The sequence below is a fragment of the Neptuniibacter sp. QD34_54 genome (genome assembly GCF_047778055.1).
Classification (GTDB): Bacteria; Pseudomonadota; Gammaproteobacteria; order Pseudomonadales; family Balneatricaceae; genus Neptuniibacter.
In genome coordinates this window covers 3,046,433-3,067,020 of the sequence record NZ_CP180546.1, presented here as the reverse complement: position 1 = coordinate 3,067,020, position 20,588 = coordinate 3,046,433, and the positions used below count along the sequence as shown (strand labels likewise).

22 protein-coding genes are annotated in these 20,588 nt (G+C 45.8%); 21 read left to right on the top strand and 1 reads right to left on the bottom strand.

Features of this window, described 5'->3' with window-relative positions; genetic code table 11:
- Window positions 1–19: 19 nt before the first annotated feature.
- From ACMXYP_RS13940 to ACMXYP_RS13885, 12 genes are all read left to right on the top strand, one after another.
- On the top strand, window positions 20–1,540 hold the full coding sequence (locus tag ACMXYP_RS13940) for an NAD(P)H-hydrate dehydratase (RefSeq protein ID WP_415882235.1): 1,521 nt from the start codon (window positions 20–22) through the stop codon (window positions 1,538–1,540).
- Window positions 1,533–2,012: a tRNA (adenosine(37)-N6)-threonylcarbamoyltransferase complex ATPase subunit type 1 TsaE gene (tsaE, locus tag ACMXYP_RS13935; protein ID WP_415882234.1), complete on the top strand. Its 480-nt coding sequence runs from the start codon at window positions 1,533–1,535 to the stop codon at window positions 2,010–2,012. The genes ACMXYP_RS13940 and tsaE overlap by 8 nt, the downstream gene beginning before the upstream one ends.
- A 28-nt stretch (window positions 2,013–2,040) precedes the next feature.
- Window positions 2,041–3,363: an N-acetylmuramoyl-L-alanine amidase gene (locus ACMXYP_RS13930; protein WP_415882233.1), complete on the top strand. Its 1,323-nt coding sequence runs from the start codon at window positions 2,041–2,043 to the stop codon at window positions 3,361–3,363.
- A 26-nt stretch (window positions 3,364–3,389) separates the two neighbouring features.
- The gene (mutL, locus tag ACMXYP_RS13925) at window positions 3,390–5,264 is read left to right on the top strand and encodes a DNA mismatch repair endonuclease MutL (protein WP_415882232.1); all 1,875 of its coding nucleotides are present in this window, start codon (window positions 3,390–3,392) and stop codon (window positions 5,262–5,264) included.
- Window positions 5,265–5,301: 37 nt separating this feature from the next.
- Window positions 5,302–6,207: a tRNA (adenosine(37)-N6)-dimethylallyltransferase MiaA gene (miaA, locus tag ACMXYP_RS13920; protein ID WP_415884677.1), complete on the top strand. Its 906-nt coding sequence runs from the start codon at window positions 5,302–5,304 to the stop codon at window positions 6,205–6,207.
- Between the two features lie 125 nt (window positions 6,208–6,332).
- A complete protein-coding gene (gene hfq / locus ACMXYP_RS13915; RefSeq protein ID WP_007022969.1) occupies window positions 6,333–6,575 on the top strand; it encodes an RNA chaperone Hfq in 243 nt (80 codons plus the stop codon).
- 6 nt (window positions 6,576–6,581) lie between these two features.
- Window positions 6,582–7,886, top strand: a complete 1,305-nt coding sequence (gene hflX / locus ACMXYP_RS13910; RefSeq protein WP_415882231.1) for a ribosome rescue GTPase HflX — start codon at window positions 6,582–6,584, stop codon at window positions 7,884–7,886.
- 133 nt (window positions 7,887–8,019) lie between these two features.
- Complete coding sequence (gene hflK, locus ACMXYP_RS13905) at window positions 8,020–9,216, top strand: FtsH protease activity modulator HflK (protein ID WP_415882230.1); 1,197 nt, start codon at window positions 8,020–8,022, stop codon at window positions 9,214–9,216.
- Window positions 9,216–10,088: a protease modulator HflC gene (hflC, locus tag ACMXYP_RS13900; RefSeq protein WP_415882229.1), complete on the top strand. Its 873-nt coding sequence runs from the start codon at window positions 9,216–9,218 to the stop codon at window positions 10,086–10,088. Before hflK ends, hflC begins: the two co-directional genes overlap by 1 nt.
- Window positions 10,089–10,220: 132 nt before the next feature.
- A complete protein-coding gene (locus tag ACMXYP_RS13895) occupies window positions 10,221–10,418 on the top strand; it encodes a DUF2065 domain-containing protein (protein ID WP_415882228.1) in 198 nt (65 codons plus the stop codon).
- Window positions 10,419–10,469: 51 nt separating this feature from the next.
- On the top strand, window positions 10,470–11,645 hold the full coding sequence (locus ACMXYP_RS13890; protein WP_415882227.1) for an ATP phosphoribosyltransferase regulatory subunit: 1,176 nt from the start codon (window positions 10,470–10,472) through the stop codon (window positions 11,643–11,645).
- 43 nt (window positions 11,646–11,688) lie between these two features.
- Complete coding sequence (locus ACMXYP_RS13885) at window positions 11,689–12,984, top strand: adenylosuccinate synthase (RefSeq protein ID WP_415882226.1); 1,296 nt, start codon at window positions 11,689–11,691, stop codon at window positions 12,982–12,984.
- Between the two features lie 95 nt (window positions 12,985–13,079).
- Here ACMXYP_RS13885 and ACMXYP_RS13880 read toward each other — a convergent pair whose 3' ends face one another.
- Window positions 13,080–13,892: an inositol monophosphatase family protein gene (locus tag ACMXYP_RS13880; RefSeq protein ID WP_415882225.1), complete on the bottom strand. Its 813-nt coding sequence runs from the start codon at window positions 13,890–13,892 to the stop codon at window positions 13,080–13,082.
- A 140-nt stretch (window positions 13,893–14,032) separates the two neighbouring features.
- On the opposite strand from ACMXYP_RS13880, the gene trmJ reads away from it, so the two are divergent.
- From trmJ to iscX, 9 genes are all read left to right on the top strand, one after another.
- Window positions 14,033–14,779, top strand: a complete 747-nt coding sequence (gene trmJ, locus ACMXYP_RS13875) for a tRNA (cytosine(32)/uridine(32)-2'-O)-methyltransferase TrmJ (protein WP_415884676.1) — start codon at window positions 14,033–14,035, stop codon at window positions 14,777–14,779.
- 151 nt (window positions 14,780–14,930) lie between these two features.
- Window positions 14,931–15,428, top strand: coding sequence for a Fe-S cluster assembly transcriptional regulator IscR (gene iscR, locus ACMXYP_RS13870; protein ID WP_415882224.1), 498 nt, complete (start codon window positions 14,931–14,933; stop codon window positions 15,426–15,428).
- A gap of 19 nt (window positions 15,429–15,447) precedes the next feature.
- Window positions 15,448–16,662 (top strand): IscS subfamily cysteine desulfurase, encoded by a 1,215-nt coding sequence (locus tag ACMXYP_RS13865; RefSeq protein WP_415882223.1) that lies wholly within the window; start codon window positions 15,448–15,450, stop codon window positions 16,660–16,662.
- Window positions 16,663–16,691: 29 nt separating this feature from the next.
- Window positions 16,692–17,075 (top strand): Fe-S cluster assembly scaffold IscU, encoded by a 384-nt coding sequence (gene iscU / locus ACMXYP_RS13860; protein WP_415882222.1) that lies wholly within the window; start codon window positions 16,692–16,694, stop codon window positions 17,073–17,075.
- 34 nt (window positions 17,076–17,109) lie between these two features.
- The gene (gene iscA / locus ACMXYP_RS13855) at window positions 17,110–17,436 is read left to right on the top strand and encodes an iron-sulfur cluster assembly protein IscA (protein WP_415882221.1); all 327 of its coding nucleotides are present in this window, start codon (window positions 17,110–17,112) and stop codon (window positions 17,434–17,436) included.
- A gap of 17 nt (window positions 17,437–17,453) precedes the next feature.
- Window positions 17,454–17,981, top strand: a complete 528-nt coding sequence (gene hscB / locus ACMXYP_RS13850; protein WP_415882220.1) for a Fe-S protein assembly co-chaperone HscB — start codon at window positions 17,454–17,456, stop codon at window positions 17,979–17,981.
- A gap of 9 nt (window positions 17,982–17,990) precedes the next feature.
- Window positions 17,991–19,868 (top strand): Fe-S protein assembly chaperone HscA, encoded by a 1,878-nt coding sequence (gene hscA / locus ACMXYP_RS13845; RefSeq protein WP_415882219.1) that lies wholly within the window; start codon window positions 17,991–17,993, stop codon window positions 19,866–19,868.
- On the top strand, window positions 19,868–20,206 hold the full coding sequence (fdx, locus tag ACMXYP_RS13840) for an ISC system 2Fe-2S type ferredoxin (protein ID WP_415882218.1): 339 nt from the start codon (window positions 19,868–19,870) through the stop codon (window positions 20,204–20,206). The genes hscA and fdx overlap by 1 nt, the downstream gene beginning before the upstream one ends.
- Before the next feature lie 10 nt (window positions 20,207–20,216).
- On the top strand, window positions 20,217–20,417 hold the full coding sequence (gene iscX / locus ACMXYP_RS13835; RefSeq protein WP_415882217.1) for a Fe-S cluster assembly protein IscX: 201 nt from the start codon (window positions 20,217–20,219) through the stop codon (window positions 20,415–20,417).
- Window positions 20,418–20,588 lie beyond the last annotated feature (171 nt).

Here is a 20,588-nt window from a genome sequence, read left to right as displayed (position 1 = left end):
AAAGGAGTTCGCAGAGCAGATGTCCATCAACAGAGCTGTCTTACCCGCACCATTATACACTGCTGAACAAACTCGGGTGTTGGATAATACCGCAATTACTCAGTTTGGTATTCCGGGTATTCGCTTAATGCAGCGAGCAGGCCATGCTGTGTTTGCTGAAATACTCGATCGTTTTCCGCATATAGCGTCATTAAGTATTGTTTGTGGCGCAGGTAACAATGGTGGCGATGGCTTTGTGGTAGCAGCCCTCGCCATTAATAAAGGCTTGCGGGTGCAGTTAGTCTGCGTAGGCAAAGCCGATTTCTCCTCGCAGCTTAGTGGTGAAGCACTAGAGGCTTGGGAGCAGTTGCAGCCGATAATTGAAAACATAGAGGTGGCATCTGCAGGATCTGAACTATGGGGCGATCTTATTGTAGATGCGCTGTTGGGTACGGGGCTGACGGGTGAAGTCAGGGAGCCCTTTGCGGGGGTGATCAGGCAGATCAATCGCAGTCATAAACCAATATTCGCAGTTGATATTCCCTCAGGTATTTGCGCTGATACCGGCGCTGTTTTAGGTGTGGCTGTTCGAGCAGATATCACATTAAGCTTTATTGGCCTTAAACGTGGTCTGTTTACCTCAGAAGGGGTCAACTATCGTGGTCAGATTCTGTTTGATGACTTAAAAGTGCCCGATGAAGTTTATGACCTAGTTACGGTAGATGTTTTTCGAACCACGGAGAGTGATTTAGCTGAGCTGCTACCAGCGAGGGAGCGCAATGCCCATAAAGGTAAGTTTGGTCATCTGTTGGTGATTGGTGGTAATTCCGGCATGGGGGGAGCGGCCCTTTTAGCTTCTCAGGCAGCGATGCGAAGTGGATCTGGTTTAGTCTCTTTGGCGACCCGTTCAGAGCATGTAACGGCTTCATTAACGCGCTGTCCTGAAGTTATGGTGCACCCTGTTGATTCAACGGGGCACTTATTACCTTTATTGGATCGTGCGGATGTGATTGTCATAGGGCCGGGTCTTGGGCAAAATGCGTGGTCCGATCAGATGTTACGTGCTGCGCTAGCAACCGAGAAACCTTTGGTTTTGGATGCTGATGCGCTGAATTTAATTGTTGAAAATTCGTTATTTGCCTCCCTGAATCGGAAAAATTGGATCTGCACCCCTCATCCGGGTGAAGCTTCCAGAATCATGGATAAGTCTGTAACTGAGTTAGAAGCTGATCGTTTCGCATCGGTTGAGCGTTTGCAGCAAATTTGTGGTGGTAGCGTTGTTTTAAAAGGTGCGGGTTCGTTGGTCAGTGCTGGTGAAGTAGTTTATCTTTGTGACGCCGGTAATCCAGGAATGGCGGTTGCTGGGATGGGAGATGTCTTGTCGGGTATTTGTGGCGCTCTCCTAACTCAAGGTTTATCACCTGAGAATGCCGCTCGTTTGGCGGTGTTTATTCATGCTAAAGCCGCTGACTACGTTGTGAAGCAACAGGGCGAAATAGGTTTAATCGCATCAGATCTGTTTGATGCAATTCCAAGAGTAATAAATAGTAAGTATGAGTAATCAGTATCAAGTAAAACTATCCGATGAAGAGGCGATGATCGCATTCGGCCATAAAATTGCGAATGCAGCAGCGGGTAGGGGTGTTATTTTCCTGTTAGGTGACTTAGGTATGGGTAAAACAACCCTAAGTCGCGGTATTCTTCGTGGTTGTGGCCATCAAGGTTCGGTTAAGAGTCCAACCTATACGCTGGTGGAGCCTTATGAAGTGGGCGAACAGCAGATTTATCACTTTGATTTGTATCGGTTGTCGGACCCTGAGGAATTGGAATTTCTTGGTATTCGTGATTATTTTGAAGATAAGGCATTATGTTTAGTTGAATGGCCAGAAAGAGGGCAAGGTATTCTGCCTGAGGCTGATTTGTTATTGCAGATTGAGCTTGATGGTCGCGGACGACAATTAACTTGGACACCACAGTCTGATTTAGGCCAGCAGATGGCCGATAAATTATTGCAAGCGACTGAAGAGAAGTAAGAAGGGGTTAAGCTTAAGCACTATGCGAATGAGCGGTTTCCGGCATGCTTTTGCTGGATTATTAGGTTGTTTGATTTTTATCTGTAGCGCGATCACTCATGCTGCGGATGTTAAAAATGTGCGTATCTGGTTAGCGCCGGATCATGCTCGTCTCGTATTTGATATGAGCGGTCCTGCATCTCACAAAGTATTTACCCTCGATAAGCCTGACCGAATCGTGCTTGATATTGAAAAGGCATCCTTAAAAGCTGGGCTGGATAAGCTTGGTTTAGATAAAAGTCCGGTCAAAAAGATTCGTTCTGGTAAAAACGGTCAAACCCTCCGTTTAGTATTGGATCTCAAAAGGGCGGTTCGTCCCAAGAGCTTTGAATTAAAGCCCAATCAAAAATACGGTCACCGACTCGTCTTAGATCTTTACGAAAAGTCTTCGCTTAAAACAGTTAAGAAAACGGCCAAACCCAAAGCAGTAGCGGGTCGCGATATTGTGATCGCTATCGACGCTGGTCATGGCGGTGATGATCCAGGGGCAATTGGGCCTGGTGGAGTTCGAGAGAAAGATGTTGTACTTGCGATTGCTAAAGAGCTAAAACGACGTTTAGACGCCACCCCTGGTTATAAAGGCAAGCTAACACGTACGAGTGATTACTATGTAAGTTTACGCGGTCGAACGAAAGCTGCCCGCAAGCATAATGCCGATCTCTTTGTCTCTATACACGCGGATGCCTTCAAAGATGCACGTGCTCGAGGCGCTTCAGTCTGGGTTCTATCGTCCCGTGGTGCAAGTAGCGAAATGGGTCGTTGGTTGGCGCGTAAAGAAAATAGTACCGACCTCATTGGTGGTGTAGGTAGCGTTAGCTTAGATGATAAAGATAATGTGTTGGCGAGCGTGTTGCTCGATATGTCGATGACCGCGAGTCGTGAGGACAGCCGCTCTATCGCCAAACAGATTCATGGCAATATAAAGCGCTTCGCTAAAATGCATAAACCCCATGTAGAGCAGGCGGGGTTTGTTGTCTTGAAATCACCTGATATCCCATCGATTCTGGTTGAAACAGGCTTTATCTCCAATCCTGGTGAAGCAGCGAAGTTAAAGACCAAAAGCTATCAGAAGAAGATGGCGGGTGCTGTCTTTAAAGGGATTACACAACACTTTGCGCGTAAGCCGCCTGCGCTAACGTATATCGCGCAGCGTAGAGAAAAAGATAATCGTACATACAAAGTTGTTCGTGGTGATACGCTATCGGTGATTGCTTCTCGCAACGGTGTATCTCTATCCTCATTGCGCAAAGAGAACAACTTGAAAAATGATCGAATTAAGATCGGTCAGGTTTTACGTATTCCAACCAGCTAGCCTCAGCTAAATCCAAAGGTAGATTAATGTCACGTATACAGCTTTTATCGCCGCGTTTGGCCAACCAAATTGCGGCGGGTGAAGTAGTTGAGCGCCCAGCTTCTGTTATCAAAGAGATTCTTGAAAATAGTTTGGATGCCGGAGCAGATAAAATTGACGTCGATGTTGAGCAGGGCGGCGTGAAGCTCATGCGTATCCGTGATAATGGCTTTGGCATTGAAAAAGATGATCTTTCTCTCGCGCTTAGTCGACATGCCACTTCAAAAATCAAAGTGCTAGAAGATCTAGAGGCAGTTGGTAGTCTGGGGTTTCGTGGTGAGGCGCTAGCCAGTATAAGTTCGGTATCACGTTTAACCTTGACCTCTAGACAGGCTGAGCAAGATAACGCTTGGCAGGTGCAAACGGAAGGGCGGGATATGGAGGCTCAACTTGAGCCTGCTGCTCACCCACAAGGCACAACGGTTGAAGTAAAAGATCTGTTTTTTAATACCCCAGCGCGTCGTAAATTTCTAAAAACAGAAAAAACTGAATTTCGCCATCTTGATGAGGTGGTAAAGCGCCTTGCATTAAGCCGCTTTGATGTTGCCTTTCAGTTGCGCCATAACGGCAAGGTTATCCATCAGCTTCGACAGGCGGATAGTGAATTAGAACAGGAACGTCGTGTTGCCAGTATCTGTGGTTCAGCGTTTATTGATAACGCTTTAAAAGCAGATGTGGTTGCCGAAGCATCGGGTCTGCGTTTATGGGGTTGGGTTGGATTGCCTACTTTTTCTCGTAGTCAGGCTGATCTGCAGTACTTCTTTGTAAATGGTCGAATGATTCGAGATAAAGTGGTTACGCACGCTGTAAGACAGGCTTATGCAGATGTCCTTTACCACGGTCGCCATCCAGCTTATGTGCTGTATCTTGAGCTTGATCCAGCATTGGTTGATGTTAACGTGCATCCGACTAAGCATGAGGTACGCTTCCGCGAGAGTCGTTTAGTTCATGATTTCTTATTCCGGACTTTGCATCGTCTGATTGCGGATATGCGTCCGCAAGATCAAATATCGGAAGGCTCCGCACCTGTAGTTGCTGAGTTACAGACTCAACAGCAGCCAGTACAACAGAATTTCGAACAAAATCGCATGGCGTTTAGATCTGGCGTTAATAGTTCAGGTGGAAACGGTTACTCGGCACCTGCTTATCAGCCAACTTCAACGCCCTCTGGACCTCAGATCCAAGAGCAGATCAGTGGCTATGCTGCGCTTCACCCTCAGCCTGCAGCAATACTCGATTCTGGTGTGTCTGCTGAATCCGAGGTAGAACATGAGCAATGCCCGCCAATGGGTTATGCCATTGCACAGTTACATGGGGTGTACATTCTTGCTCAAAATGACCAAGGCTTGATTGTGGTAGATATGCATGCGGCCCATGAACGTATCGTCTATGAACGCATGAAACAGTCTTTTGAACAGGATGTTGTACGTTCTCAACCGCTCTTGGTGCCTATGAGCCTTGCAGTAAGCCAGCGGGAAGCAGATTGTGCTGATGAACAGGCGAATACGTTTAAGCGCTTAGGTTTTGAATTGGCGCGTATGGGCGAAGAAACGATTGTTGTTCGTCAGGTGCCGGTTTCTTTGGCTAAAGGTAATATTGAGCAACTGATCCGTGATGTGCTTTCCGATATGTTGGTATATGGCGAAAGTAAGCGTATTGAACAACATATCAATGAGCTTTTGGGAACCATGGCGTGTCATGGGGCGGTTAGAGCAAATCGCCAATTAACTTTGCCAGAGATGAATGCCTTGTTAAGGGATATGGAGCAAACCGAGCGCAGTGGTCAGTGTAACCATGGTCGACCAACTTGGAGTCAGATGACCATGGCTGATCTTGATAAATTATTTATGCGTGGCCAGTAGGAGCAATTTAGTGAGTAATCTACCCGTCGTTTTTTTAATGGGGCCTACTGCGTCTGGTAAAACCGATCTAGCAATGAAGCTTTACGATCATATGCCTTGCGAGATCGTTAGTGTTGATTCAGCGATGATCTACAAAGGCATGGATATAGGCACAGCTAAGCCTGATCACGAAACGCTGGCTAGATATCCGCATCGCCTGATTGATATTTGTGACCCTTCCGAAGCCTATTCGGCTGCAGAATTTCGTATGGATGCGCTCAAACAGATTGAGGAAATTCGGTCCGCGGGCAAAGTGCCGATTTTGACCGGTGGAACTATGCTCTATTTCCATGCGTTGAAAAATGGCTTAGCGAATCTACCAGAGGCTGATGCAGCGGTTCGTGAAAGACTGTTACAGGAGGCTGAAGCTGAAGGTTGGGCTGCTATGCATGCTCGATTGGCTGAAGTTGATCCTGAATCGGCTAAGCGACTTAACCCTAATGATGCACAGAGACTTCAGCGTGCCCTAGAGGTATATGAAATTACTGGCCGTTCTATGACGGATCTGTGGGCAGAACAGGAAAAGCAAAAGCCCGATTTTCCTATTGTCTCTCTGGCAGTGATGCCGCAAGAGCGTTCTGAACTGCATGATCGTATTGCTCGTCGTTTTGATATCATGCTTGAGCAAGGTTTTGTAGATGAAGTAAGAACGCTTTGGGATCGAGGTGACTTAGACCTGCAGATGCCATCAGTGCGCTGTGTTGGTTATCGCCAAGTATGGGAATATTTTGCCGGAACTTGGGATTATGACACGATGAAATTTAAAGGTGTTGTCGCTACAAGACAGCTGGCAAAAAGGCAGGTTACGTGGCTAAGAAGTTGGGAAAACCTTAACTGGATTGACACTCACGATACAAAACTCTTGCAGAATGCCTTGAAATTCATTGAAGGTAGCATTATATAATGTCAGGCTAGACAGTAAAAAGCTGTAAAATAAGGCGTTTAAGCGGCGAAAGCAGTAAATTTAAGAGCCGTCAGCCATACTATAACGAAAAAATTATAAAATTTTCCTCGGGAAGGAGTTTGCAAATGTCAAAAGGGCAATCATTACAAGACCCTTATTTGAATGCGCTACGTAAAGAGCGTATTCCTGTGTCTATTTTCTTAGTTAATGGTATTAAACTGCAGGGCCAGATTGAGTCTTTCGATCAGTTTGTTATTCTGCTTAAAAATACTGTTAGTCAGATGGTTTATAAACATGCCATCTCAACTGTTGTTCCTGCGCGCCCGGTTAAACTGCCAGCAGCAGACGAAGCAAAAGCAGAGGACTAATAATCATTGTTCTTTGAACGTCCTAAAAGTGGCGAACGTGCCATTTTGATTCATATGAATCTGGCCGCTGAGGCCGACCAAGAAAGTCCTAAAGAGCTCGAAGAACTAGCCCTATCTGCAGGTGCAGACCCAGTCGAATTTTTGACTGGGTCTCTTTCTCATCCTAATCCGAAGTTTTTTATTGGTCAGGGAAAGCTAGATGAATTGCGCGAGCTGGTTAATCTGCATAATGCGCAACTGGTGATCTTTAACCATGCCTTAAGTCCCGCTCAAGAGCGTAATATCGAACGAGAAATACAAAGTAGGGTGCTTGACCGTACAGGCCTTATTTTGGATATCTTCGCTCAGCGTGCGCGAACCCATGAAGGTAAACTTCAGGTTGAACTAGCTCAGCTTGATCATATGTCTACCCGTCTTGTGCGTGGTTGGACTCACCTTGAGCGTCAAAAAGGTGGTATCGGTCTACGTGGACCGGGTGAAACTCAGCTAGAAACAGACCGTCGATTACTTCGTGCTCGGATGAAGTCTATCCACAAGCGCTTAGAGAAGGTTCGCAAGCAGCGTGAGCAAGGTAGGCGTTCGCGTAAGCGCGCTGAAGTGCCCACTTTATCGTTGGTGGGTTATACCAACGCAGGTAAATCAACGCTGTTCAACTCGCTGACGACTTCTGAGGTTTATGCAGCAGATCAGTTGTTCGCAACACTAGATCCAACTTTGCGGCGGATTGAAGTCGAAGATATTGGTCAGGCTATTCTTGCGGATACAGTAGGTTTTATTCGTCATCTTCCACATAAGCTGGTGGAAGCATTTCGCGCTACTCTGCAAGAAACCATAGAGGCGACTTTGTTGCTTCATGTCATCGATGCTTATGATGATGACCGTCATGATCATGTCGCTGAAGTAGAAAACGTACTGGCTGAAATTGGTGCGGATGAAGTGCCAGTTCTAGAGGTTTATAACAAGATTGATCTGATCGAAGGGCGTAAGCCTCGTATCGATCGTGATGAAGATGGTAAGCCCAGTCGTGTATGGTTATCCGCAGTCACGGGCGAAGGGCATGATCTGCTGTTTCAAGCGGTTAATGAGCTACTTGCAGATGATGTATTTCATGATAACGTGTGCTTGGAGCCGCAAGAAGGTCAGTTTAGAGCTAAATTGTATGAGAGCGGTGCCGTACTTTCTGAACAAATAGATGAAAAAGGATCTATTATTTTGGAAGTGCGTATACAGAAAAAAGACATGCTGCAGCTGCTGAGTCGGTTGGGAATGGAACGTGATCGTTGTTTTCCTGTCGAAGTTAATCCTTGGTAAGGACTTAGCCTGTCGAGTAAAAAGTTTCAAAACCTCGATTTTAGTTAATTGAGGGGTAATATCTGGCGAATAATGTTTTTCGCTGATATATGTTTTAATCTACCTAACATGTTGTTTTTATACGGAGTGACGTATGGCTTGGAATGAGCCTGGTGGTAACGGTGATAATAAGGACCCTTGGGGTGGCGGTAATAACAATAACCGCGGGGGTAAAGGTGGTGGCGATCAGGGGCCTCCTGATCTAGATGAAGCGCTGCGTAAACTGCAGGATAAATTGAACGGCATTTTTGGTGGCGGTCAAAAGTCCAGTGGTCACGGCGGTGATGGTGGCGGTTCGTCTTCGGCTTCCGGTGCTGGTTTCTTCTGGGTGGTGATTCTTATTGCTGCGTTGGCTTGGGCTGGTATGGGCTTTTATACGGTCGACCAACAAGAGCGTGGTGTTGTATTAAGGCTTGGTAAGTTCAGCGAGACCGTAGGTCCAGGTCTGCAGTGGAATCCACCTATGATCGATGTGGTCGAGATTGTTAATACAACTCGTCTACGTACTCGTGATCATCGTGCTCTAATGCTGACCAAAGATGAGAATATCGTCGATATTGAAATGACCGTTCAGTATTTGCTCTCTGATGCCAAAGGTTTTGTGCTGACTGTGCGTGACCCTGAATCAAGTCTATCACATGCAGCTGAGTCTGCTTTGCGTCATGTGGTTGGTTCGACTGATATGCACTCTATTCTGACGCAAGGTCGTGAAACCTTGTCGGTTCAAGTGCAAGATCGTCTTCAGAGCTATATGAGTCAGTATGGTACGGGACTTCAGATTTCGAAGGTGAACATCAAAGAAGCGAAAGCACCTAACCAAGTGCAAGATGCATTCGATGATGTGATCAAGGCGCGAGAGGATGAGGTTCGAGTTAAAAACGAAGCAGAATCTTATGCAAATGGCATTATTCCTGAAGCGCGTGGTCAAGCTCAGCGTATGCTTGAGGAAGCGAGCGCATACCAAGAGCAAGTTGTGGCTCGCTCAGAGGGTGATGCGAAACGTTTTACTGCTTTGTTAACAGAGTATGTAAAAGCGCCTGAAGTAACGCGTGAGCGTCTATACCTAGACACTATGCAGGAAGTTCTTTCTCAGAACCCTAAAGTGCTAGTTGATGTTGAAGGTGGTAATAACATGATGTACTTGCCGCTGGATAAGATTATGCAAAATCGCCCAGTGACAGGTGATAATAATCGCTCAGTGCGACTAGATAGTCAGAGCCTGCGTGAAGTGACTGATCAAGTGGTTGATCAGCTACGTCAGCGTCAAGGTAGTCGTCGGGAGGGTCGATAATGCAGTCTAAATCACTATTTTTCATAATTATTTTTGCTGTGTTGGTGCTGGTTGGTCAGAGCTCTCTTTACATCGTAAAAGAAACTGAACGTGCAGTGTTACTTAAGTTTGGTGAGGTGTCTGATGCCGATGTAGGTCCAGGTCTTCACTTTAAAATTCCAATTGTAAACAAAGTGCGTAAGTTCGATTCACGTATTTTGACGTTGGATGCGCGCCCCCAGGCTTACCTTACACTTGAGAAGAAACGTCTTATCGTAGACTCTTTTGTGAAATGGCGTGTTAAAGATGTGCAAAAGTACTACACAGCAACTTCGGGTGATGAGTTTAACGCGGCAAACCTTCTTTCGCAGCGTGTTGATGCGGCATTGCGTAACCAGTTTGGCGCACGTACGGTGACTGAAGTGGTATCAGGTGAGCGTGAAGAATTGATGCGTAAGCTAATCAGCGAGATCAGCCCAGTAGCTATAGATAAGCTGGGTGTTGAGGTTGTTGATGTTCGTGTAAAACGAATCGATCTTCCTCAAGAAGTATCTGAGTCTGTATATGATCGTATGCGTACAGAGCGTGAGCGTGAAGCACGTGAGCTTCGTTCTCGTGGTAAAGAGCTAGCGGAAGGTATCCGAGCGGATGCGGATCGTCAGAAGACGGTTATTGTGGCAGAGGCTTATCGAGAATCCGAAGAGATTCGTGGTGAAGGTGATGCCGTAGCAGCTAAAAACTATGCTGAAGCATACTCTGCAAACCCAGAATTTTACTCTTTCTACCGTAGTTTGCGGGCTTACCGTGAATCTTTCGGTCAGAGTGGTGATGTTTTGGTGCTAAAACCAGATAGTGACTTCTTTAAGTATTTAGGAGCATCAAAAGCCGAGTAATATCGGCTGGCGTAAAAATGTACAAAAAAACGGATCAGGGGAAGGCATTCCTCTGATTCCGTGGTAGAATAGCAAAACCGGGTTAAAGCCCGGTTTTTTTGTGGCAATTGGATTGTATAGGCTGAAGTAAGCATGTCATCCGAACTACTGCATTCACTCGCTGTTGGTTTTTGCTTGATGCTGATTTTGGAAGGGGTTATTCCTTTTCTTTATCCGCAGCGCTGGCGTAATTTGGTTCAGCAGCTTTCGTTGATCAGTGATCGGTCACTACGCCTTATAGGCTTGGTAAGTATGCTGTTGGGTCTGGTTGCACTTTATATAGTGAATTAAAGCCGAGTCGTTATAGATCGGCGTGTTGTTTTATAAGATACGGAGTACCACATGGCATTGGCAGATCGTTGGCTGCTACCGGAAGGTGTACAAGAATTACTTCCACCGCAGGCTCGTCGCGTTGAAGTTTTGCGCAGACGTTTATTGGATCTGTATGAGCATTGGGGCTATGAGCAGGTTATGCCTCCTGTAATGGAGCATTTAGAATCTTTGCTTACAGGTGTAGGTCATGATCTTGATCTGAATACTGTAAAAGTAACTGATCAAATTAGTGGTCATACCCTAGGCTTCCGCGCTGATATTACACCTCAGGTTGCACGTATTGACGCGCATCGTCTACGTGAATCTGGTGCTACCCGTCTATGTTACTGTGGTTCAGTTGTGCATGCGTTGCCAACTCAGCCACTAGCTTCTCGTAACCCACTGCAGTTGGGTGCTGAGCTATATGGTCACTCTGGTATTGAGAGTGATGTAGAAGTGATCTCTCTGATGGTTGAAACCATGCATGCAGCGGGAGTAGATCGTGACCTTAGTATTGATCTGGGCCATGTTGGTGTGTTTTCTGGTTTGATGGAAATGATCGAACTATCTGCTGACGACAAAGAGCAGTATCTAGATATTCTGCAGCGTAAGGCGCTACCAGAGCTTCAGTTGTTTGTTGAACAACTGGATCTAGACGATACAAGTAAATCTTTCTTGGCAGCGTTGCCATCATTGAACGGTGGTAGCGATGTTTTAGCTCGAGCGCGTGAGCTGTTTGCGTCTGCGCCAGCGCAAGTGCTTGAAGCTATCGATTATTTGCAGCAGTTAGCAGAGCGTATTGCTTTGCGTTTCCCGCAGTTAGATCAGTATTTTGATCTGAGTGAATTGCGTGGATACAACTACCACACAGGCGTGGTATTTGCTGCTTATACGCCTGAATTTGGTCAGGCTATTGCAAAAGGTGGTCGCTACGATGAAATTGGTCGAGATTTCGGTCGTGCGCGTCCAGCTACGGGCTTTAGTGCTGATCTTAAAACGTTGGTTGAGCTTTCTTCTGTTGTTCTTGATGAAAAGCAGATTGTTCTAGCGCCAGCCGAAGAGAGTGCAGAGCTATTGGCTAAAGTGAGTCAGCTGCGTTCTGAAGGTGTAAAAGTTATCTATGCGTTACCGGGCGCTGAACCGGCAAAAGAATGTACTGCTGAACTAGTACAACGTGATGGAGAATGGGTCGTTAGCGGCCTGTGATCAGTAAAAATTTTTATTCTTAAGTAATCTCAAGTAGGCAACAATGGGCAAAAACGTAGTTGTTCTGGGTACCCAGTGGGGTGATGAAGGTAAAGGCAAGATCGTAGATCTGCTTACGGATCAGGCTTCTGCAGTGGCACGCTTTCAGGGCGGTCACAATGCGGGTCACACGCTGGTTATTGATGGCGAAAAAACAGTTTTGCACCTGATTCCTTCAGGTATTTTGCGCGACAATGTCGTGTGCATGATTGGTAACGGTGTAGTGCTTTCTCCAGAAGCATTGCTGAAAGAGATTAAAGGTTTGGAAGAGGCGGATGTGCCAGTGCGCGAACGTTTGCGTTTGAGCCCTTCTTGCCCACTTATCTTGCCATACCATATTGCTATGGACCAAGCGCGTGAAGTTGCGCGTGGTAAAGCTAAGATTGGTACTACAGGCCGTGGTATCGGTCCTGCTTATGAAGATAAAGTGGCTCGCCGCGGTCTTCGTTTGGCTGATCTTCTAGATAAAGAGCGCTTTGCAGAAAAACTGAAAGAAGTTATTGAATACTATAACTTCCAGTTGGTTGAGTATTACAAGGTTGACGCTGTTGATTACCAAACAGTTCTGGATGAAGCATTGGCGATGGGTGAAGAGCTTGCGCCAATGGTTGCTGATGTGACTTCAATGCTTCATGATCTGCGTAAGCAGGGCAAGAACATCATGTTTGAAGGTGCTCAGGGTTCATTGCTAGATATCGATCACGGTACTTACCCTTACGTAACTTCTTCAAACACAACTGCCGGTGGTACATCTACGGGTAGTGGTTTTGGTCCTCTGTACCTAGATTACATTTTGGGTATTACTAAAGCGTATACAACGCGTGTAGGTGGTGGTCCTTTCCCAACAGAACTTCATTGTGAAGTGGGCGAAGGTTTAGCTGAGCGTGGCCATGAGTTCGGTTCTACTACAGGTCGTGCGCGCCGTTGTGGTTGGTTTGACGCTGTTGCTGTTAAGCATGCTATCCAGATCAACTCTATCTCAGGCTTGTGCCTAACTAAGCTAGACGTACTTGATGGTATGGAAGAGATTCGTATCTGTGTAGGTTATAAAGACTCTGCAGGTAATGTGGTTGATTCTTTGAGCGGTAGCGAAGACTACGAAGCAGTAACGCCTGTATACGAGACTATGTCTGGTTGGGCTGGCTCTACTGTTGGTGCTAAGTCTATGGATGAACTACCTGCTGAAGCAGTGGCGTACATCAAGCGTTTAGAAGAGTTAGTTGAAGCGCCTGTGGATATCATTTCTACTGGTCCAGACCGTATCGAGACTATCGTATTGCGTAACCCTTACGAAGCGTAAGGGTTGTTCTAATGAAAAAAAACCGGCTGATGCCGGTTTTTTTTGTGCATAAAAAAAGCCATCCAGTGGATGGCTTTTTAGTATAGCTTTTTCGCTTATTTTAAATCTTCAGTTAGGGAAGATTGTAGGCCCTTTAAGATGGCTTTAAACATCTTGGGGTTGCCGGCAATTAGGCTGCCGCTTTGGCGGAAATCGTTTCCACCCATAAAGTCACCCACAAGGCCGCCTGCTTCTTGTACTAATAATAGGCCGGCTTCCATTTCCCAAGGATTAAGGCCGATTTGGTAGAAGCCATCAATGCGACCAGCTGCTGTGTATGCAAGGTTTAATGCTGGAGAACCACCGTTATAGATAGTACCGCCAGTCAGTGTCATGTCACGGAATATGTTTAGGTAAGCTTCTAGGTGTGCTTTATCGCTAGGGCGATTGAAGAAGCCTGTACCAATCAAAGATCCTTCGACAGTTTTGTGATTACTAACACGTAAGCGTTTACCGTTTAGCTGTGCTCCATCACCACGGCTTGCAGTGAACTCTTCACCTGTAATTGGATTCAGGATTAGGGCGTGCTCTGTGCGACCATTTTGTTGGCCTGCCATGCTAATCGCAAAAACCGGCAAGCCATTGGAGAAGTTGGAAATGCTGTCGATTGGGTTGATCGTCCAGCAAAATTCAGGTCCTTCACTTAAAGGTGCGTGTTCGCCTGTGTATTCACCCACGATTTTGTGATTTGGATAGGCTTTTTGGATTGTATGAACAATGCTTAGTTCTGCTTTTTGGCATGTGTCGCTTAGAAGCTTAGCTACATCAGATTGTTCGGATTTAACCAAATCCAGACGCTCTACAGCGCGGACGATCTGCTCGCCTGCAACGCGTGCTGCGCGCAGTGCAATATTAACCATGGGTTGCATTTGTTAGGAACCTGAAGAATATTCGGGAAAATTAAAAAAGTATTATACCTGAGGATGGGGGATGCTGTGAATAAGTGGCTCAATTGTTTACGGCTCTGTTAGAATACGCGCCTTCATTTATTGTGGTGGTGGCAAGGTCTATGTCTGCAAATATTCGCATTGTACTCGTTAATACAACTCATCCAGGTAACATTGGCGGTGTGGCGAGGGCTATGAAAAATATGGCTTTGGGGGAGTTACACCTCGTAGCGCCTAAAAAGTTTCCTCATGTGAATGCGGATGCACGAGCGGCAGGAGCTACTGATCTACTAGAGAGTGCTGTCATTCATGATACGCTTGAAGAAGCGATTGCAGATTGCCAAATTGTAGTTGGGACAAGTGCTAGAGGGCGTCATATCCCTTGGCCGGTGGTTGATCCGCGAGAGTTGGCCGCAATTGTTCAGCCAATTGCAACGGATAAAAAGATTGCGATTGTTTTTGGTCGAGAAGATCGTGGACTAACAAATGAGGAGCTTCATCTTTGTCAATACCATGTGCATATACCTTCAAACCCTGATTTTAGTTCATTGAATCTTGCTGCAGCTGTTCAGGTTGTTACTTATGAGTTACGTATGGCTTCAATTTACGCTCAGGAGAATGAGCAGCATAAGCCTCAATGGGGAACAGATTGGGATATTGAGCTTGCTGATAGTAGTGATCTTGAGCGTTTGTTCAAGCATTTGGAGGAGACTTTGGTCGATATTGATTTTCTAGATCCAGAAAATCCGCGTCAATTAATGCCAAGGCTTCGCAGGCTATATCTACGGGCTATGCCGGATAAAGTAGAAGTTAACGTATTGAGAGGGATTTTGACGGCTACCCAAAAGAATTCTAATGCTAAAGATTGACCCTTAAGCGTTCGGTTGTGAATATTTCGTGTTAGAATTCGCGCGATAAAGAATATAAAGACCTACAATAATAGTAGGGTATTTAGTTGACCTTTTTAGTCGGGTATTGCATAATGCCGCGCAAATGCTATTGCGCGTGAAGGCGGGAATTATGCGATTAACAACTAAAGGGCGATATGCCGTTACAGCGATGCTGGATCTGGCTCTTCATGAAGGTAAAGGGCCGATTAGTTTGGCTGATATCTCTGAAAGACAGGGCATTTCATTGTCATACCTAGAACAGCTTTTTGCTAAGCTGCGTCGCAACGAACTAGTTCGTAGTGTTCGTGGGCCAGGTGGTGGTTATCAACTAAATCGTGAGCAAGCAGGCATCAACGTTGCACAAGTGATTGATGCTGTGAATGAATCAGTAGATGCAACTGGATGTAATCGCCAGGGTGACTGTCAGGGCGGAGAAACGTGCCTTACTCATCACCTTTGGTGCGACTTGAGCGACCAAATTCACGCTTTCTTAAGTGGAATTACGTTGGCTGACCTAGTTGTAAGAAAAGATGTTCAGGTTGCATCTGAGCGTCAGGACCGAATCCAGATGGACCAGGTTTTGATTGGCGCGGAGAACTTGAACTGCAGTGAAAAAGCGATCGTTTAAACTCGCTTGGAGAGAATGAATGAAAACACCGATTTATCTGGATTATTCTGCAACTACCCCAGTTGATCCTAGGGTTGCTGAAAAGATGACTGAATGCCTTACAATGGATGGCAACTTTGGTAATCCAGCTTCACGCTCACATCTCTTCGGCTGGAAAGCGGAAGAAGCAGTTGAATCTGCTCGCCGTCAGGTCGCTGATCTTATCAATGCTGATCCGCGTGAGATTGTTTGGACTTCAGGTGCGACCGAGTCAAACAATTTGGCAATTAAAGGTGCTGCACATTTCTATCAGAAGAAAGGCAAACACATCATTACGTCCAAAATTGAGCATAAGGCCGTTTTGGATACTTGCCGTCAATTAGAGCGCGAAGGTTTCGAAATTACTTACCTAACGCCAAACTCTGATGGTTTAATTGAGCCGCAAGCAGTAGCTGAAGCGATTCGTGAAGATACTATCGTTATCTCGCTAATGCATGTTAACAACGAAGTAGGCACGATCACTGATATCGAAGCGATTGGTGAGCTTACTCGTTCTAAAGGCATTATATTCCACGTTGATGCTGCTCAGAGTGCGGGCAAGATTGAGATTGATTTAGGTAAAGCTAAGGTTGATCTGTTATCTATCTCTGCACACAAGATGTACGGTCCTAAGGGTGTTGGAGCTCTATTTGTTCGCCGTAAGCCTCGTGTGCGCCTAGAAGCTCAAATTCATGGTGGAGGCCATGAGCGTGGTATGCGTTCGGGTACTCTACCAACTCACCAGATTGTCGGTATGGGTGAGGCCGCTCGTATTTGTAAAGAAGAACTGGCGAAAGACACAGCGCATATTATCGCTTTGCGTGATCGCTTCTTGGCAGGTATGGGTGAAATGGAAGAGGTTTACCTAAATGGTTCTAAAGAGCAGCGTGTTCCAGGTAACCTGAATATCAGTTTTGCTTTTGTAGAAGGTGAATCTTTATTGATGTCGCTGAAAGATCTGGCGGTATCATCTGGTTCGGCTTGTACATCTGCTAGCTTAGAGCCTTCTTATGTACTACGTGCATTAGGTTTGAATGATGAGCTAGCACACAGTTCAATTCGTTTCTCCTTTGGTCGTTTTACTACTGAAGAAGAAGTGGATTATGCGGCTGCTCAAATTCAAGATGCAGTTAGCAAATTGCGTGAGCTCTCACCTCTGTGGGATATGTTTAAAGACGGTGTCGATCTGAGCAAGGTTGAGTGGGTGCATCACTGATCTGGCACTAAGACTATTTGGAGGTCGTCATGGCTTATAGTGAGAAAGTAATTGATCATTACGAGAACCCTCGTAATGTCGGCAAAATGAATGATAACGATGGTAACGTTGGTACAGGCATGGTTGGAGCGCCTGCTTGTGGTGACGTTATGCGTCTACAGATTAAAGTAAGTGATGAGGGCATTATTGAAGATGCTAAATTCAAAACTTACGGTTGCGGTTCTGCAATTGCATCAAGCTCGCTAGTAACTGAGTGGGTTAAAGGCATGTCTCTTGAAGAGGCGGCTGAGCTTAAAAATACTGCTATCGCTGAAGAACTAGCGCTACCACCAGTGAAAATTCACTGTTCAGTATTGGCTGAAGATGCAATCAAAGCTGCTGTTGCAGACTACAAAGAAAAACAAGACAAATAAGACTCGACTTATTTGTTGGGAGAGCTAGACGTTTATGGCAATTACCATGACTGATGCTGCAGCAGATCATGTTGCGCGCTACCTAGAGAAACGTGGTCACGGCGAAGGTATTCGCTTGGGTGTGCGTACTTCAGGTTGTTCCGGTATGGCTTATGTTCTTGAATTTGTTGATGAAGTGAATTCTGAAGATGAAATTTTCAAGGGCCCGCAAGACGTCAAGATTGTGATAGATCCAAAGAGTCTATTGTATCTTGATGGTACTGAGCTGGATTTTGTTAAAGAGGGACTAAATGAAGGGTTTAAATTTAACAACCCTAATGTCTCTAGCGAATGTGGTTGCGGCGAAAGCTTTAACGTCTAATTCTTCTTGGCAGAACGATGGATATCAATAAGAATTATTTTGATTTTATCGGCCTGCCGATATCATTTCATGTAGATCAGGCAGTCTTGTCTGATCTATCCCGTGAACTGCAAAAAACACTTCACCCAGATCGCTATGCGCACAAATCTGAGCGCGAACAACGCTTAGCTGTTCAGTATATGGCGCATCTAAATGAAGCAGTTGCTACATTGCGCTCACCTTTGCTACGTGCTCAATATCTGCTGTCATTACAGGGCATTGATACAATTAGTGAGTCCTCTACTGCTATTGATCCCATGTTTTTGATGCAGCAGATGGAGCTTCGAGAACAGCTGGAAGAGATTCCAGATCAGGACGATCCATTTGATGAGCTTGAGTCTCTGCAGGACGATGTGACTGAATCGTTGGAACAGTTACGGGAACAGTTTGCACAGTGTTATCAGTCAGAACAGTTAGATACTGCTGCTGTCATTGTGCGCAAAATGCAATTTTTAGAAAAACTGATAGTCGAGATTGAGCGTCTTGAAGATCGGTTGGATGGCTGACGTAAATATATGGCGCTATTACAGATAGCAGAACCGGGGCAGAGTGAAGCTCCACATCAGCATAAGTTGGCAGTAGGTATTGATTTAGGTACGACCAACTCCCTAGTGGCATCGGTTAAGAGTGGTGAAGCGGTAACTTTGCCTGATCTTGATGGCGAACACTTATTGCCTTCCGTTGTGCGTTATCTGCCTTGTGGTAACTCTCAGGTAGGTCGAGAGGCTCGATCGCATGCATCCGAAGATCCATACAATACGATTATTTCAGCAAAGCGTCTTATGGGGCGTGGAGTTGCTGATGTTAAAGCGCTAGGTGATGAGGCTCCTTATCACTTTGAGGCTGAAGATGGCGGTATGCCATACATTCGCACGGCTGCAGGTAATAAGAGTCCGGTTCAGGTTTCAGCAGATATCCTAAGTAGTTTGGTTGAACGTGCTGAAGAAGCGCTTGGTGGCGAGTTGGTTGGTGCGGTTATTACTGTGCCAGCGTACTTTGATGATGCTCAGCGCCAAGCTACCAAAGATGCAGCTAAAATTGCCAATATCAAAGTCCTTCGTTTACTTAATGAGCCGACTGCAGCTGCAGTTGCTTATGGTTTAGATGACGGTAAAGAGGGTGTTATTGCTGTCTATGACCTAGGCGGTGGCACTTTTGATATCTCAATTTTGCGCCTGAATAAAGGTGTTTTCGAAGTATTGTCTACTGGCGGTGATAGTGCTTTAGGTGGTGATGATCTTGATTTGGCATTGGCGCAATGGTTTGCCGAGCAGCTTCAGCTTGAGCAGATAGATAGTCATGCGTCTCGTTATCTGACAGAGAAAGCTAAAGAAACCAAAGAGCTTCTAACAGATAAGCCTCAAGTTAGCGTTGTGTTGGAGTTAGGGTCTGAGTGCCATGAGCTGGTTGTTACGCGCGAAGATTTTGATTCTCTGATCGAGTCATTAGTAAAACGTACAACTCGTGCTTGTCGCCGTGCTTTGAAAGATGCTGGTGTTTCAGCGGATGAAGTGCTTGAAGTTGTCATGGTGGGTGGTTCGACTCGTGTACCGCTAGTGCGTGAACAGGTTCAGAAATTCTTTGGACGTGAGCCTCATATCAATATCGATCCGGATCGTGTTGTGGCTATCGGTGCTTCAATTCAAGCTGATGTGCTAGCTGGTAATAAGCCAGATAGTGATATGTTGCTGCTGGATGTGATTCCGCTATCGTTGGGTCTTGAAACGATGGGTGGGCTAACTGAAAAAGTTATTCACAGGAATACTTCAATCCCAGTCGCGCGTGCGCAAGAATTCACTACTTACCAAGATGGTCAAACGGCTATGGCGATTCATGTTGTCCAAGGTGAGCGTGAATTAGTTCAAGATTGTCGCTCGCTTGCGCGTTTTGTCTTGCGAGGAATCCCTCCGATGGCGGCAGGTGCTGCTAAGATTCGCGTGACATTCCAGGTTGATGCTGATGGTTTGCTCGGTGTTGAAGCGAAGGAGTTAACCTCGGGTGTGGAAAGTAGTATTCAGGTAAAACCTTCTTATGGTCTAGGTGACAGTGAAATTGCCGAGATGCTTAAATCATCTTATCTCAATGCGGCGGAAGACAAAGATGCGCGTGCATTGAGAGAGCAGCAGGTGGAAGCGGATCGATTGATCGTATCTTTGAAGGATGCGCTAGCTGTGGATGGTGGCAAGTTACTGAGTGAAGATGAGCGATCTCAGTTACAAAATGAAATAGAAACTCTGGTAGAAATTCGCCAGGGTAGTGATGTAAGTGCGATTGAGCAGGGGATCTCTGCTTTATCAAAAGCATCTGATGAATATGCCGCACGCCGTATGGATTATAATATTCAACAGGCGCTGCAGGGGCATAGTGTTGATGAACTTGGGGAGAGTGAGTAATGCCGCAGATTATTTTTCTGCCACACGATGAGTTATGTCCAGAGGGTAAAGTGATCGAAGCTGAGCCAGGCGTAACGGTTTGCGATGCGGCGCTTGCGAATGGCATCCATATTGAGCATGCGTGTGAGAAATCATGCGCGTGTACTACCTGTCACGTTGTTGTGCGTGAAGGCTTTGATTCTATGGAAGAATCCGATGAGCTTGAAGATGATATGCTTGATAAGGCTTGGGGTTTAGAGCCTGAGTCACGTTTAAGCTGTCAGGCTGTAGTTGCTGAAGAAGATTTGGTTGTTGAAATTCCAAAATACACAATTAACCAAGTGTCAGAGCGACACTGAGGAGCTGGTTGTGAGTCTTAGATGGACAGATGTTCTAGATATCGCTATTGAGTTATCTGAAAAGTATCCAGATCAGGACCCAATGGTAATTAGCTTCCCGGATCTGTACCAGAAAGTTATGGATCTAGAAGAATTTGATGATGATCCAGATCGTTGCGGCGAGAAAATTCTGGAAGGGATTCAGATGGCTTGGATAGAGGAAATGGATTAATTCCATTAGTCCTTTAAAACAAACCCGGCTTGCCGGGTTTGTTTGGTTATGGAGGCTAATATTAGCTACTGTCTTCTGTCATAAGAGTGGCGTATAATTGCGCGCTGATTTCGAGGGGCTATCTAAAAGCCTATTTTCAGCTATCTAAGTTTATGCATGATCTTTTGCTTG